Annotated in this window: 15 protein-coding genes; 5 read left to right on the plus strand and 10 right to left on the minus strand. The window is 63.1% G+C overall.

Annotated features, from left to right (window positions below):
• Positions 1-19: 19 nt before the first annotated feature.
• Entirely contained in the window at positions 20-2,671 is a 2,652-nt protein-coding gene (gene pepN, locus DCY11_RS13050) for an aminopeptidase N (RefSeq protein ID WP_108683245.1), read from the minus strand.
• 15 nt (positions 2,672-2,686) lie between these two features.
• Positions 2,687-5,017, minus strand: coding sequence for a heavy metal translocating P-type ATPase (locus DCY11_RS13055; RefSeq protein WP_108683246.1), 2,331 nt, complete (start codon positions 5,015-5,017; stop codon positions 2,687-2,689).
• A 119-nt stretch (positions 5,018-5,136) separates the two neighbouring features.
• On the opposite strand from DCY11_RS13055, the gene DCY11_RS13060 reads away from it, so the two are divergent.
• The 5 genes from DCY11_RS13060 (at position 5,137) to dusA (ending at position 8,801) form a co-directional block, all read left to right on the plus strand.
• On the plus strand, positions 5,137-6,093 hold the full coding sequence (locus DCY11_RS13060) for a c-type cytochrome (protein WP_159080017.1): 957 nt from the start codon (positions 5,137-5,139) through the stop codon (positions 6,091-6,093).
• Positions 6,094-6,179: 86 nt separating this feature from the next.
• A complete protein-coding gene (locus tag DCY11_RS13065; RefSeq protein ID WP_108683248.1) occupies positions 6,180-6,533 on the plus strand; it encodes a helix-turn-helix transcriptional regulator in 354 nt (117 codons plus the stop codon).
• Positions 6,530-6,940: an arsenate reductase (glutaredoxin) gene (arsC, locus tag DCY11_RS13070; RefSeq protein ID WP_045367977.1), complete on the plus strand. Its 411-nt coding sequence runs from the start codon at positions 6,530-6,532 to the stop codon at positions 6,938-6,940. The genes DCY11_RS13065 and arsC overlap by 4 nt, the downstream gene beginning before the upstream one ends.
• A gap of 54 nt (positions 6,941-6,994) precedes the next feature.
• The gene (gene arsH, locus DCY11_RS13075; RefSeq protein WP_108683844.1) at positions 6,995-7,672 is read left to right on the plus strand and encodes an arsenical resistance protein ArsH; all 678 of its coding nucleotides are present in this window, start codon (positions 6,995-6,997) and stop codon (positions 7,670-7,672) included.
• A gap of 109 nt (positions 7,673-7,781) precedes the next feature.
• Positions 7,782-8,801, plus strand: a complete 1,020-nt coding sequence (dusA, locus tag DCY11_RS13080) for a tRNA dihydrouridine(20/20a) synthase DusA (protein ID WP_108683249.1) — start codon at positions 7,782-7,784, stop codon at positions 8,799-8,801.
• A gap of 39 nt (positions 8,802-8,840) precedes the next feature.
• Here dusA and DCY11_RS13085 read toward each other — a convergent pair whose 3' ends face one another.
• From DCY11_RS13085 to DCY11_RS15620, 8 genes are all read right to left on the minus strand, one after another.
• Positions 8,841-9,860: a TerC family protein gene (locus DCY11_RS13085; RefSeq protein ID WP_108683250.1), complete on the minus strand. Its 1,020-nt coding sequence runs from the start codon at positions 9,858-9,860 to the stop codon at positions 8,841-8,843.
• A gap of 37 nt (positions 9,861-9,897) precedes the next feature.
• Positions 9,898-10,836 (minus strand): LysR substrate-binding domain-containing protein, encoded by a 939-nt coding sequence (locus tag DCY11_RS13090; RefSeq protein WP_159080018.1) that lies wholly within the window; start codon positions 10,834-10,836, stop codon positions 9,898-9,900.
• Between the two features lie 242 nt (positions 10,837-11,078).
• Positions 11,079-11,702, minus strand: a complete 624-nt coding sequence (locus DCY11_RS13095; protein ID WP_108683252.1) for an isoprenylcysteine carboxylmethyltransferase family protein — start codon at positions 11,700-11,702, stop codon at positions 11,079-11,081.
• A gap of 84 nt (positions 11,703-11,786) precedes the next feature.
• The gene (locus DCY11_RS13100; RefSeq protein WP_108683253.1) at positions 11,787-13,289 is read right to left on the minus strand and encodes a phosphomannomutase/phosphoglucomutase; all 1,503 of its coding nucleotides are present in this window, start codon (positions 13,287-13,289) and stop codon (positions 11,787-11,789) included.
• A gap of 144 nt (positions 13,290-13,433) precedes the next feature.
• Positions 13,434-13,988, minus strand: coding sequence for a TIGR02281 family clan AA aspartic protease (locus DCY11_RS13105; protein ID WP_108683254.1), 555 nt, complete (start codon positions 13,986-13,988; stop codon positions 13,434-13,436).
• Between the two features lie 65 nt (positions 13,989-14,053).
• Positions 14,054-14,755 (minus strand): TIGR02281 family clan AA aspartic protease, encoded by a 702-nt coding sequence (locus DCY11_RS13110; RefSeq protein WP_108683255.1) that lies wholly within the window; start codon positions 14,753-14,755, stop codon positions 14,054-14,056.
• Positions 14,752-14,946, minus strand: coding sequence for a DUF1289 domain-containing protein (locus tag DCY11_RS13115; RefSeq protein WP_108683845.1), 195 nt, complete (start codon positions 14,944-14,946; stop codon positions 14,752-14,754). The genes DCY11_RS13110 and DCY11_RS13115 overlap by 4 nt, the downstream gene beginning before the upstream one ends.
• A gap of 88 nt (positions 14,947-15,034) precedes the next feature.
• The gene (locus DCY11_RS15620; RefSeq protein WP_159080019.1) at positions 15,035-15,175 is read right to left on the minus strand and encodes a hypothetical protein; all 141 of its coding nucleotides are present in this window, start codon (positions 15,173-15,175) and stop codon (positions 15,035-15,037) included.
• Positions 15,176-15,190: the final 15 nt, after the last annotated feature.

Here is a 15,190-nt window from a genome sequence, read left to right on the forward strand (position 1 = left end):
TGACAGGAGAAGGCCGATTCTAGGCGCTGCCCAGCGTCTTGGTGACGATCTCGTAGGCGTCCGTGGAAAGCTCTGCATCGGCGAGGCCCTGAAGGGCTTTCTTGGCATGGGCTTGCCGCCCAGGCTCGAGAGTTTTCCAGCTCTCGAAAGCGCCGAGCAGGCGCGCGGCGACATGCGGGTTGAAGCCATCGATCTTGAGGGCTTGCTCGGCGAGGAACGCGTAGCCGGCGCCATCGGCCCGGTTGAAGCCGGACGGATTGCCCATGGCGAATGAGCCGATCAGCGCCCGAACGCGGTTCGGGTTCTTCAAAGAGAACTTCGGATGGCCGAGTAGACGGTGCACGGTAGCGACCGAGTCAGGTCTTGCGGCGCGCGCCTGCACCGCGAACCATTTGTCGAGCACAAGCGCATCGCCCTGCCAGCGCGTGTAGAAGTCGTCGAGCGCTTCGTCGCACTCGTCCGAAGGGATATGCGACAGGACCGACAGGGCCATGATGGAGTCGGTCATGTTGGTGGCGTTGCGATAGTGCCGCAGGGCGCGATCGATGGCTTCTTGCGTGCCCGTGGCCGTCATCAAATCGAGCGCGGCATTGCGGAGCGCGCGCCGTCCGGCGCTGTCCGGATCGGGTGAGAAGTCCTCGTCCGTCGCGGTGGCCTCGTAGATTGCCGACAACGTGTCTGCCATGGCCTCGCTGAGAGTCTTCCGCAGCGTGTCGCGGGCCGCCAAGATCGCATCCGTGTCGACGTTGCGCCCGAGCTCGCGGGCGATGTCGGACTCGCTCGGCAGCTTCAGCGTTTCCGCGCGATAGGTCGGCGCCAAGGTCTCGTCGCGCAGGCCCGGTTCCAGTGCCTGCGCAAGTCGTGCGGCCTGTGGTCCGCTGACGGGTCCAAGGTCGAGCCCGTCACGCGCCGCCGTGGCAATCAGATCCGTGGCGTAGGTCTGGGCAGCCTGCCAGCGGTTGAACGGATCGGCATCGTGGATCATCAGGAACTCGATCTGCTCCGGCTTCAGGCTGGTGGTTACCCGCACCGGCGCGGAGAAATCACGCAAGATCGAGGGCGTGGGCGGGGCAGGGATGTCCTCGAACTCGAAGACCTGTTCCCGTTCGGTGACTTCGAGTAAGCCGCCCGGTACGGTTTCGCCGTTGAGCTTGAGGGGCAGTTCGTCGCCATTGGCGCCGATCAGACCCACTTTGAGCGGGATATGCATCGGCTCCTTGCTGCTTTGGCCCGGCGTCGGCGGGACGACCTGGTTCACTTTCAGCCGCGCCGTCTTGGCGTGCGGATCGTAGTCGAGGCTACACGCGATCTCCGGCGTTCCGCTCTGCGTATACCAGCGCATGAACTGGGTGAGGTCGCGGCCGGAGGCATCGGCCATGGCCGAGACGAAGTCTTCGACGGTCGCCGCGGTGCCGTCATTGCGCTCGAAGTACAGCGCGATGCCCTGGCGGAAGGCGTCTTTGCCGATAAGTGTTTGCAGCATCCGGCAGAGTTCCGCGCCCTTCTCGTAGACCGTCGCCGTGTAGAAATTATTGATCTCGATGTAGGAGGCGGGGCGCACCGGATGGGCGAGGGGGCCGGCATCCTCCGGGAACTGACGAGCCTTGAGGAGACGCGCGGTGAGAATGCGCATGACAGGTCCCATGCGGACATCGTCCGTGAACTCCTGATCGCGGAAGACCGTCAGACCTTCTTTCAGGCAAAGCTGGAACCAGTCCCGGCAGGTGACCCGGTTGCCGGTCCAGTTGTGGAAATACTCGTGCGCGATCACGCTCTCGATAGAGGTGTAGTCCGCGTCGCTCGCCGTATCGGGCCGGGCGAGCACAAGCTTGTCGTTGAAGATATTGAGGCCCTTGTTCTCCATCGCGCCCATGTTGAAGTCGGACACGGCGACGATGTTGAACACATCGAGATCGTATTCGAGGCCGAAGCGTTCCTCGTCCCAGCGCATCGCGCGCTTCAGCGACTCCATCGCCCAGTCGCAGCGGTCCTCCTTACCGGGCTCGACATAGATGCCGAGCGCGACCTCGCGGCCCGAGGCGGTGGTGAAGGTGTCGTGGATCGACGCAAGGTTCCCGCCGACCAGCGCGAAGAGATAGGAGGGCTTCGGATGGGGATCGTGCCAGATGGCGTAGTGCCGCCCGGTCCCTTCGATCTCTCCCGAATCTACGGGGTTGCCGTTCGACAGCAGTACAGGCACGGACTTGCGGTCCGCCTCGAGGCGCACGGTGTATGTCGCGAGCACATCGGGACGGTCGATGAAATACGTGATGCGCCGGAAGCCTTCTGGCTCGCACTGCGTGCAATAGGTGCCGCTGGAAAGGTACAGTCCCGACAGTTCCAAGTTCGCTTCCGGATCGCACCGCGTGACGATGTCGAGAATGAAGGATCCGACGGGCGGGTTGGCGATGGTGAGTTTGCCGGGCGACAGTGTGTAGCGGCCGGCCTCGAGCTCCTGGCCGTTGAGCGCGATGCTTTCGAGTGTCAGCGCCTCGCCATCCAGAACCAGCGGAGTTCCGGCCACGGTTCCCGCGTTGGGTTCGATGGAGAGCCTCGAGGAGACGCGTGCACCCTTCGGCGCCAGGTCTACGTCGAGCGCGACGTCCTTGATCAGGTACTCCGGCGGCGCATAGTCCTTGAGGAACTTCGTGGTGCGGCTCTGGTCGTTCATCCTTGGGGCCTCCGGTTACAGGTCAACACGGCGCAGGCGTAGCGCGTTCCCGACGACGGAAACGGACGACAGGCTCATGGCCGCGGCCGCGATCATGGGCGACAGCACGATTCCGGCGACAGGGTAGAGCACGCCGGCCGCGATGGGGACGCCAATCGCGTTGTAGCAGAACGCGAAGAACAGGTTCTGCTTGATATTGCGCATGGTGGCGCGCGCCAGTTTCACGCCGCGCGCGACGCCGCGCAGATCGCTCTTGAGCAGGGTCATATCCGCGCTCTCGACAGCGACGTCCGCGCCCGTGCCCATGGCGATGCCGACGTCGGCCTTGGCAAGCGCGGGCGCGTCGTTGATGCCGTCGCCCGCCATGGCCACGACCGCGCCCTGCTTCTCGAGCTCTTCCACGAGTTCCAGCTTCTCGCCCGGCGTCATGCCGGCGTGAACCTCGTCGACCCCGAGCTGGTCGGCGACCGACCTGGCAGTCGTGATGTTGTCGCCGGTCGCCATCACGATGCGCAAGCCCAAGCCGTGAAGGGTGGCGATGGAGTCCTTTGCGCTCTCCCGGATGGGATCGGCCACGGCGACGATGCCGGCCAGCCGGTTGTCGACCGCGAGATAGACGACGGTCTTTCCCTCCTTGCGGAGCCGCGTCACCGTATCCTTGACGTCGAGGATGTTGATCCGGTGTTCGTCCATCAACTGGCTGTTGCCCAGCCGCGCCGCGTGCCCGCCGATGTTCCCGCCGACCCGGCCGATGACGCCTTGTCCGGTCACTGCCTCGAAGTCCCGCGCCTTCTCGACCTTCACGCCTTTGTCGGACGCGCCTTTCAGGATCGCGACGGCGAGAGGGTGTTCGCTGCCGCTCTCGAGCGCGGCGGCAATGCCGAGCACCTTGGCGTCGGTAAAGCCGTTCACGGCCTCGATGTCAGTCAGGGCGGGTTTGCCCTCGGTGAGGGTGCCGGTCTTGTCCACGACGATGGTGTCGACCTTGGCGAGGCGCTCCAGCCCGGCGGCATTGCGAATAAGGACGCCGGCCTGTGCGCCGCGGCCCGTCGCGACCATGATCGAGATCGGCGTCGCAAGACCCAGTGCGCAGGGGCAAGCGATGATCAACACGCTGACCGCGGCCACGAGAGCATAAGCAAGCTGCGGGGCCGGGCCGACGAGCAGCCAAGCGATGAAGGCGATCACGGCGACGGCAATGACGGCGGGGACGAAGTAGCCCGCGACGCTATCGGCAAGACGCTGGATCGGCGCGCGGGAGCGTTGCGCCTCGGCGACCATGTGCACGACCTGGGACAGCGTCGTTTCGGCGCCCGTTCGGTCCACGCGCATGTCGAACGACCCCGTGCCGTTGAGGGTGCCGCCCGTGACCGTGTCGTTCTGCCCCTTGGTGACGGGGACGGGTTCGCCGGTCAACATCGACTCGTCGACTTGGCTTCGCCCGTCGATGACGGTGCCGTCGATGGGAACCTGATCCCCCGGACGAACCCGCAGGATGTCGCCGACCTGCACGTCGGCGAGCGGGATGGTCTCGGTGTCGCCGTCGGCACCAACGCGCAACGCCGTCTTGGGCGCAAGGTCGAGCAAGGCGCGGATGGCGCCGCCGGTCTTTTCGCGGGCGCGCAGCTCGAGGACTTGCCCGAGCAGCACCAGCGCGACGATGACAGCTGCCGCCTCGAAATAGACCGGGACCAGCCCATGTGCGTCGCGCATGGATTCGGGAAAGAGGCCCGGCGCGAACGTCCCGACGACGCTGTAGAGATAGGCTGCGCCCGTGCCGAGGCCGATCAGGGTGAACATGTTGAGATGGCCGGTGCGTAAGGACTGCACACCGCGCATGAAGAACGGCCAGCCGCACCACAGCACCACGGGTGTCGCCAGGGCGAACAGGAGCCATTGCTTGGCGTGCGGCTCCAGGAACGGCAACACGTCGAGCCCGAACAGATGCCCGCTCATCTCGATAGCGGCCACGATCAGCGCGAGCGGCGCCGCGATCCAGAGGCGCCGCGTGAAATCGATGAGTTCTTCGTTAGGCGCGTCCTCCGCCGGGATCCCCATGGGCTCCAAGGCCATGCCGCAGATGGGGCATGCGCCGGGGCCCTCTTGGACAATCTCCGGGTGCATGGGGCACGTGTAGAGCGTGCCCGGCGGGGCGGGCTCCGGCTCGGGGGCGCCGTTCAGGTAGCGCTCGGGATCGGCGGTAAACTTCGCGAGGCAGCCCTTCGAGCAGAAGTGATAGTCTTTGCCGTCGTGCACCGTGCTCGGCTTGCCGGCGGTGAGGTCGACGGTCATGCCGCAGACAGGGTCGACGGCGGTTTCGGAAGGCTGGAGCGTTTTGTCTGTCATGCTTTCAGGATCGTGATCACGTTAGGCTCATATACTCGTTCACGCGCTGCTTCGCATCTGCTACGCGGAAGTGAGGATGCGACGCGCTGGTCATTCGGGGTGAGAGGGGACCATTCGGCTTGAGAACAGTTGCATGGGAATTGTGCATCGCCTTGGCGGCGGTTGCGGGGGTTGGCGCAGGGTACCTGCTCACGGAAGGCGGCACCACGGTTCGTTATCCTTCGAACGTGCCGCAAAAGATCGACGCGCTGGACCCAGGGCCCAAGACCGACCTGATCCGGTATGGCCGGGATCTTGTCGAAGACACGCCGCGTTTCATTGGCAAGAGTGCACAGAATCCCGCAATGGCCTTTGGCGGCAACAATTTGTCCTGCCAGAGTTGCCATTTGAATGCTGGACTGAAGCCCTTCGCCGCGCCCTTCGTCTCGACCGCCGCGACATTCCCGATGCTTGTGGACAACAAGGTCATCACGCTGCCCGATCGCATCAACTCGTGCATGAGGCTCGGACTGAACGGGAAGCCGTTGCCGGAGGACAGCCGCGAGATGTTGGCCTTGATCGCCTATCTCGAATTCGTGGGCAAGGACACGCCGGAGGGCGTGCGCCTGCCGGGCTCGGGATTGATGCCGATTGCGGTTCCCCGCGACGTGCCGAGTGCCCGGCGCGGCGAGACGGTTTATGCGCAGCACTGCCTGAGTTGTCACGGCCAGGACGGGCAGGGCGCGCCGAGGCTGCCGCCCGAGGTCGGCTACTACGTGCCGCCGCTTTGGGGTGAGGACAGCTTCAATGGCGGGGCGGGCATGGGCCAGATCGCGTATGCCGCCTCGTATATCCGCGCCAACATGCCCATCGGGGTGGACCACGAGAACCCGGTCCTGAGCGTGCAGGATGCCTGGGACGTTGCGGCCTACATGATCGTGCATCCGCGGCCGATGGCGCCGGCACGGCAGCCCGTCGCGCCGATGATCATCGAAGAGCTTCCGATTCCGGCGCCGGCGGATGCCAATGCGGCCCTGCCGGGGCAGGAACTCGTGCCCGACCTCACCGCTCCGCCGCCCCCGCCCCGCGCGCCTTAGCATTTACGCAGCGGCTCGATGTCGCATACGGCGCGTGGGTAGTCGCAAGACCTTGCGCCTGCGTATACTTCCATTATTCTCGATATATGGATTTTAATCAGAGCCTGATCGCGCTCTCGGCGCTTGGCCAGGAGACGCGGCTGGAGGTCTTTCGACTTCTGATCCGGGCCGGCGATCGCGGCATGCAAGCCGGAGAAATCAGCGACGCCTTGAATGTCCGGCAAAACACGATGTCGGCCAATTTGAGTGTGCTCGTGCGCGCAGGTCTGATCCGCAACGTGCGCGAGGGCCGAACCATCCGCTATTACGCAAATATCGACGGCATCCGGGGCCTGCTCGCGTTCCTGATGGAAGACTGCTGCGGCGGCAATGCCGAGCTGTGCAAGACCGTTCTCGACGAAATCGCCTGCGAGTGCGGAGAAGGAGAAAGAGCATCGTGACCGCCGTCATCCACCACAATCCCAACTGCGGCACGTCGCGCAACACGCTCAAGATGATCGAAGCGTCTGGCGAGGACGTCCGTGTCATCGAGTATCTCGAAACGGGATGGACACGGCCGCAGCTGATTGCCCTGTTTGCGGGCGCGTCGCTTACGCCGCGCACGGCGTTGCGGGTGAGCAAATCGCCGGCCGAAGAGTTGGGGCTGACCGACCCGTCTGTATCCGATGACGCAATCCTCGATGCCATGCTGGAGCATCCCATCCTGGTCAATCGGCCGATCGTCGTGACGCCCAAGGGCATTCGCCTGTGCCGTCCGAGCGAGCTTGTGCTCGATCTCCTCGAGAATCCGCATTTCGGCGTCTTCACCAAGGAAGACGGCGAGCAGATCGACACGGGGAGGGCGTAAGGCTTGGCGGACCACCAGAACGGACACGATCTTCCCAATATCGACTTCGCGTGCATGCAGCCGGTCGATGCTGCCTACTATGCCGGCCCCGACGATCCGGATCACAAGCCGCGCATTCTCATCCTCTATGGTTCGTTGCGGGCGCGTTCCTTCTCGAAGCTTTTAGCTCTGGAGGCGGAGCGCCTCTTGAAGTGGCATGGCTGCGAAACCCGCATCTTCGATCCGCGCGGGTTGCCGTTGCCGGACGCGGAGGAAATCGATCACCCCAAGGTTCAGGAGTTGCGGGAGCTTGCGGCGTGGTCGGAAGGAATGGTCTGGGTTTCGCCGGAGCGGCACGGTGCGATGTCCGGCATCATGAAAGCGCAGATCGACTGGATTCCGCTGGCGCTCGGCGCCGTGCGTCCGACACAGGGCAAGACGCTTGCCGTGATGCAGGTCTGCGGCGGTTCGCAGAGCTTCAACACCGTCAACCAGATGCGCGTGCTTGGACGCTGGATGCGGATGGTGACGATCCCAAACCAGTCTTCCGTGGCGAAAGCTTTTCTCGAGTTCGACGACAATGATCGCATGAAGCCCTCGGCCTATTACAACCGGGTCGTGGATGTTATCGAAGAGCTCGTGAAGTTCACCTATATGGTGCGCAGCCGCGCGGCGCCGCTCGTCGATCGTTATTCGGAACGCGTCGAGAGCGCGGAAGAACTGTCGAAACGGGTCAATCAGCGCAGTCTTTAATACGTTCTTCGCATGGGCTTGCGCATATAGCCGGGCGGTGGCTCATTACCGCCTTGCGATTGCCGCACTGTGCCACCACTTACTAAGGGCTAATCCCAAAGTTGAGCAGATGTCTTTGAAACCAGATTCGCACCGTTTCTGCGTCGCGCCGATGATGGAATGGACCGACCGCCACTGCCGCACCTTCTTGCGGCTGATTTCGGCGCGCGCCTTTCTGTACACCGAGATGGTGACGGCCGATGCGGTGCTCCATGGCGATCGCGTTCGCGTGCTTGGGTTCAACGCTGCCGAACATCCCGTCGGCCTGCAGCTCGGCGGTAGCGATCCCGCAGGTCTCGCCGAGGCCGCGCGGATCGGCGCCGACTGGGGTTACGACGAAATCAATCTGAACATTGGCTGCCCGTCGGACCGGGTGCAGTCCGGCCGGTTCGGCGCCTGTCTCATGGCGGAGCCGAAACTTGTCGCGGAGTGCGTCAGCGCGATGAGGGACGCCGTCGACGTTCCGGTGACGGTCAAATGCCGGATCGGTATCGACGATCAAGATACGGAAGAAAGCCTCGACCGGTTTGTCGATACGGTCGCGGATGCCGGCTGCATGATGTTCATCGTTCATGCGCGCAAGGCCTGGCTCGACGGATTGAGCCCGAAAGAGAACCGAGACGTTCCGCCTCTGGACTACGACCGTGTGCATCGCCTGAAGACCCGGCGCAGCGATCTTGCCATCGTCATCAATGGCGGTCTTGGCTCGCTGCCGCATGCGGCGCCGCATCTCGTTCACGTGGACGGTGTGATGCTGGGCCGCGCGGCTTACGCGGATCCGTATCTCCTGGCCGCCGTGGACCAGACGCTCTACGGCGAGGCGGAAGCGCCGCTCACGCGCCTTGAGGTGCTTGACCGCTTTATCGATTATGTCGGGGGCGAGCTCGACCGCGGTGTGCGGTTGAATGCGATGACCCGGCATGTCCTCGGCCTGTTCCATGGACAGCCGCGGGCGCGCGCCTTCCGGCGGCATATCGCCGAGAATGCGCACTTGCCTGGCGCCGGCAACGAGGTGCTTGAGCAGGCCCGCGACATTGTCAGCGGTGCGGCGCCGGAAATTCGGACGGCAGAGAGCAGATCCGCCGCATAGGCGTCCGGCAGCCGCTCGTCGCGCCGGACCACGGCGCTCCTAGACATCCCCAGGTTTTGCGTTCTGGACCTTGTTGTTCGAGCTCGGCGGCTCGTCATCGCGTTGCGTGCGCCAGAGCGAGTAGAGGATCCCGCCGGCGATCAACGCGATCGTCACGCTGAGTGATACCGAGGAGGGGAACTTCTCCCAGCCTGCGAGGTCGGCGACGAATATTTTCGAGCCGATGAACACCAAGATCATGGCGAGGGCAGGCTTGAGGTAGGAAAATCGATCGATCACGGCGGCGAGCGCGAAATAGAGCGCGCGCAAGCCAAGGATCGCGAAGATGTTGGACGTGTAGACCACGAACGTGTCCGTGGTAATCGCGAAGATGGCGGGAATGCTGTCGAGGGCAAAGATCACGTCGACGATCTCGATCAGGATCATCGCGACGAAGAGCGGCGTAACCCATGTGAGGATCTTGCCCGTCTTCTCGTCCGGCTGCCGGATGAAGAAGCGCTGTCCGTGCAGCTTGGGCGTGATGCGCAAGAATCGCCGCATAATTCTCAGGGCGAAGTTCTCTTCGATGTCCGGCTCATCGTCTCCTGGAAGCAGCATCTTGATGCCGGTGAAGATCAGCAGCAGCGCGAAGATGTACAGGACCCAGTGGAAGCTCGCGACGAGCCAGGCGCCCAACGCGATGACGATGCCGCGCAGCAGGATCACCCCAAGGATGCCGTAGAACAGCACCCGGTGCTGATAAATCCGGGGAATTCCGAAATAGGTGAAAATCAGCGACATGACGAAGATGTTGTCCATGGACAACGTCTTCTCCACGAGGAACCCGGTGAGGTATTCCTTGCCGCTGGTGGGCCCGATATTGATCCAGACCCATGCGCCGAAGGCGAGGCCGATCGTGATGTAGAAGGCGCTGAGAAGCAGGCTTTCCCGGACGCCGATTTCCCGGGCTTTGCGGTGAAACAGTCCAAGATCGACCGCAAGCAGAATGACCACGATGGTCATGAAGATTGCCCACATCCAAGCGGGCTTGCCCATGACCAGGGTGTCGATGAACGCCATGTAAGAAAAACTCCGGAAAATCGTGGTGGTGGCGCCGCTAGGCGACTGACTCCGCCCGTGTCTTAACACGGCTGGAGCCGAATTCATCTTTTACGATGTTCCGGATCAATACGGCTAGATTGTCGAAATTATGTTGTGGGTTCTTTGTCTTGCGCCAGAGCATGCCAATGGTCCGGCTCAACCCACGGCTGCCGATGTCGAAGGTCTTGAAACGGGGGTCTTTGCTGACGACGCTGCGGACGTAAAGCCCGGGCATCAGGCTCACGCCGAGGCCCGTGGCCATCATTTCACGCAGCGTATCCAGGCTGGTGCCCTCGTAGTCGTAGCGCAGATTCGCGCCGCATTCCGCCGCGAGGTTCACAACCAGTTCGCGGAGCTGGTGGCCCGGTCCAAGGGCCAGAAGGTCGACCCCCTCGAGGTCGGCCGCCTTGATGCTGGACCGGTTGGCCAACTCGTGGTCGATCGGGACGGCGAGATAAAGCGGTTCCTCAAAAAGGACAGCCTCCTTCAGGCCGTTCTGGTTCACGGGCAGGGGGGCTATGATCACGTCGTGAATACCCTCGGCCAGCTCCCGCGGAAGGGCATGAGGCAACTCCTCGCGGGCGTAGAGCTTGAGCTTGGGGTAGGTCGCGTGAAGGGTGGGGTCGACGCGCGGGAGAAGATAGGGTCCGATCGTGGAGGGCAGCCCGAGGCGCACGACGCCTGCGATGCCCGAGCCCGCATGCCCCGTGATATCGACGATGCGCTGAGCGTCTTGGAGCATACGGCGCGCGATCTCGACGACCTCAAAACCGAGGGGAGTGACCACCACATTCGATCGGGACCGCTCGACAAGCTCGACGCCCAGTCGCTGCTCCAGCGTGCGAAGCTGCTCGCTCAGCGTCGGTTGGGTGACATTGACCCGTTCCGCGGCCCGTCCGAAGTGACGGTTGTCGGCGACGGCAACCAAATATTCCAATTGTCTCAGTGTGGGCATGGCAGATTCCCCTTCCATACTGCGATGTAGGGTACTGCGTTTCCTATGCAATAATCATAGGAAATTCCTATCGATACGATGTGTAATTCCTATCGACCACCCCGGGCGGCCATTGAGACAAGCAAACTCGGCCTTTGGGGCGGGTCCGGGTGCACCGCTGCAAACTGCAGTGCGAGTGTCGGCAACGAAGTCTCGATCAGCCGAACTCTAGGTGGAGACAGTCGGTTTTTTGGTGGCACCGACTAGCCGGTGCGGCGGGACGGCTGCGTTTTCTCGACTAGGTACTGGATGAACCCCGGCAGGTCGAAGAAACGCGCCGTGCGGTTCTTGTACTCAAGATAGGTCGCGCCGTAGCGATCCTCGAGCCATTGCTCCTCGGTCAGCGCCATCAGCACGTAGACGCAGCTGGCAGAGAAGGCCAAGGGAACAGTGAGCCAGGAGTCGGCCATGATGACCGTGCCGATCAGGCCGAGAATCGATGAGGCATATTGCGGGTTGCGGCTGAAACGGTAGAGGCCGTGGCTAATCAATCCGTCCTCGCCGCAATACGTGTTGCCGAGGCCGAGATTGAAGTAGCCGAATACCGTGATGCCGAAGCCAACAAGGAACAGCGGAAGGCCAATGATGAGGCGACTGAGATCGACCAGGCCTGCGCTATTCCAATCCAGAATACCCATGACGAAGGTCAGCACCATGCCGGCGCGGAACAACGTCCAGAAGGTTACACTCTGCCAAGTCCCCGGGCCGGGCGTCGGCCAAACCCGGAAGGGCGGGAAGAACAGGGTCCGCAGCATCAGGAAGTTCAGCGTGATGCCGACGATGAGGCCCACAACGAAAACGGCGTGTGTGTAACTGAAATCGATCATGACAAGCGCGGACCAGACCAGAGTCGGATTGCAGATTTGCGACAGTCAGCTAACGGTTTTGTTGCGTTGTCGTGCGGTCGTTTTCTAGATCTTCTGATTATATTCGCCTACTTCCGGATGATTGGCGAGTTCCTTGTCGATCTCGGCGAAGATGGCCCGCATGTTGGCTTCCGACGTGGGGCTTTCGACCACGACCACGAGCTCGGGCTTGTTCGATGAAGCGCGCACAAGTCCCCACGTGCCGTCTTCGAGCACGATGCGAATTCCGTTCACGGTAATCAGTTCACGGATTTTCTGGCCCGCCAGCGTTTCACCGCGTTCCGCGACATCCTCGAAGTGCTTCACGACCTCATCGACCACGCCGTATTTGGTCTCGTCGGCGCAGTGCGGCGACATGGTGGGAGACTGCCACGTGCGGGGAAGGGCGTCCTTCAACTCAGCGAGAGTCTTGCCGGGATTGCGCTCGAGCATGTCGAGCACCGCCATGGCTGAAACCAGCCCGTCGTCGTAGCCGCGCCCGATCGGCTTGTTGAAGAAGAAGTGCCCGGACTTCTCAAAGCCGACCAACGCTCCGTTCTCGTGGCTGTAGCGCTTGATGTAGGAGTGACCGGTTTTCCAATAGGCCGTATGCGCCCCGTTCTCGAGGAGAACAGGGTCGGTCTTGAACAGGCCGGTGGATTTCACGTCGACGACGAAATGGGCGTCCTTGTGGAGCGCAGAAATATCCCGCGCGAGCATCACGCCCACCTTGTCGGCGAAGATGGCCTCGCCCGTATTGTCGACAACACCGCAGCGGTCGCCGTCGCCGTCGAAGACGAGGGCGAGATCGGCTTTGTGTTCCAGGACCGCGTCGCGCGTGGCGTTCAGCATTGCGAGGTCTTCCGGGTTGGGATTGTGCGCCGGAAAGCTGTGATCGAGTTCGCAATTGAGCGGGATCACCTCGCAGCCGAGCTTAGACAGCACCTCAGGCGCGAAGGCCGCCGCCGTGCCGTTGCCGCACGAGACGACCACCTTCATTTTGCGCGTGTATGTGGGGTGCTTCAGCAGATCGGCCATGTAGCGTTCCGGCAGATCGGGCACGTAGATGTACCGTCCGCCTCCGTCGTACTCGCCGAATTCGGCATTCATCACGATCTCTTTCAGCCGGGTCATATCATCCGGCGAGAAGGTCAGCGGGCGGTCTATGCCCATCTTGATGCCGGTCCAGCCATTGTCGTTGTGGCTGGCGGTGACCATGGCGACGCCTTCCACGTCGAGCTCGAACTGGGCGAAATAGGCCATCGGCGATAGCGCTAGGCCGATGTCGTGGACTTCCGCCCCGCCGGCCAGGAGCCCTGTCATGAGCGCGGCCTTGATGGCCGACGAATAGGACCTGAAGTCGTGGCCGACGACGATTCGCAAGGGGACGCCCCGTTCGCGCATCAGCGTCGTGAGCCCGAGCCCGACCGCTTCCATGCCGAGGAGATTGATTTCATCCGGAAAGAGCCAGCGCGCGTCGTATTCCCGAAAGCCCGTGGCTTTGACGAGGGGAAGACGCTCGAACGCGGCGGTGTTGGGGACGAGATCCTGGCGTGGCTTCGGGAACATTCTGTCTCCTCGCGGATGATGGGGCTTGGGGGCGCGCGGCTTGGTGACCGGGCCGGTTGGGAAGGCAATAGCAGAATTTCCCCTGCATCCACCAGTCCCGAGGGGGACGGTGCGCGGGAAGGACCTAAGGCCGTGGGTTCAAGGCTATTGGTTGAGAACCAGTTCGTCGCCGCTCAGGTTGAAGCTCTCCAGGCGCCCGAGAAAGCTCATGCCGAGCAAGTTGACGTCGAGCGCGCCTTTCTCCGCGACGGCGGCAGGGACGTCGCGGAGCGTGATGCTTCCGACGCGGACCCGCGACAGGGTCACCGGGGCGACCTTGGCGATGCCGTTGGCCGTGGAAACGCGCGCACTGAAATCGAGATTAGCCGGCGAGAGGCCAGCACGCCGCGCATCCTCATAGGTCAGCGCGACGATGGACGCGCCGGTATCGGCCATGAACGTCACCGGGCGTCCGTCCACCTTGCCCGTGAAGACGAAGTGACCGCGCCGGTCTGCCTTCAGCCGGACAACGCCCGAAAATCCCGTATCGGTCTTCTCGTCGGGCTCGGATCGCGACGTGAGGATGCGGGGCATCTCGCCATCGGACGCGACGACCAAGGCCTTGATGTCTTCAAAGAAATAGATGACGACAAAGAGGGCTGCAGCGACCAGGATCCACTGGGCCGCCTCTTGTAGCAGGTGTTTGTTCGCCGACCGCACAACGCGCCTCGCCGTCTCGGATCTCCGGTCCGGGGGCTGTCAGCGGGCCTTGCGGGCCGGTCAAGTCAGCCGCGCAAGGTCAGGTAGTCCCCGGAGAATTCATAGGAGCGCAGGCGGCTTAAGAAACTCATACCGAGCAGGCTCTGGGACAGCGCCCCCGGCTGGGCGATGAGCGCCTCGACCCTGGTGCGATCCAGGGGGCCGACCGAGACATCGTCGAGCCAGACCCGCGCGGCCATGGTGCGGCCATTAGCGGTCAGGACAGGCACCCGGAAGGTCATCTCCTCGACATCGATGCCCGCGGCCTGGGCATCTTCCGGTCTCAGGACGATCGAGGAGGCGCCGGTATCCACGATCATGGAAACCGGCTCGCCGTTGATCTCGACATTGGCCGTGAAGTGGCCGTTCAGGCGCTTCCTGAGTTTGACCTCGGTGAGACCGCCCGTGCTCGTCTCGACGGTCATGGCGGTACCGGGCAGAAGCTCGCCGACAACGCGCGCGGCGATCGGCGTCAATTCATCCTTGTAGGCATAGATCGTCACGAGGCCGAGGCCGAGCGCGAGCCAGGTGACCGCGTCGCGGGCGATCGTTGCCGCGCCTCCGCCATAGCGGCCGAGCACTCCACCGCCCAGGTAGATGAGCAGCGCCAGCAGGAAAACGCCGTAGCCGAACGTGGTCTCGTCGACCCCTGCGATCATCCCCGAGTCGTTGCCGACGAGCAGCATGCCGCCGAGTGCGAGGACGAACAGGGCGACCCAGGTGGTCATGACGCGGTCTCGCCCTCTGCGGTCTCACGCTCCAGCTGTAGCAGCCGCTCAGGCAGCGCCGCCATGATGGCGCGCCGTTCGGCGGGACTCATATCGACCCAGGCGGCGATTTCGTCTCCGCTGCGGCCGCAGCCGACGCAAAGGCCCGACTTATCGTCGAGCATGCAGACATTGATGCAAGGCGTTTCCAAGCGGCCCTCGCTGTTTTGAAGCACGAGCTTTCTATGTAGTCCCTGGGGTGTGGGAGGGCAATCGGCGCAGGTCGCCGCACCTTTGGGGCTAGCTCGCCCGTTTCTCCCAAAGGGCCTGAGTCTTGGACTTCTCTTCCGGCTCCTGTTCGCCCGGCTCGGCGAGCCTCGGCAAAGCCTCCATGATGCGGCCCGGGGGCAGCGTCACGGTGACTTCGGTCCCGTAACGCAACTTGCTCTTGAGCTC

The organism is Methyloceanibacter sp. wino2, from assembly GCF_003071365.1.
Taxonomy (GTDB): domain Bacteria; phylum Pseudomonadota; class Alphaproteobacteria; order Rhizobiales; family Methyloligellaceae; genus Methyloceanibacter.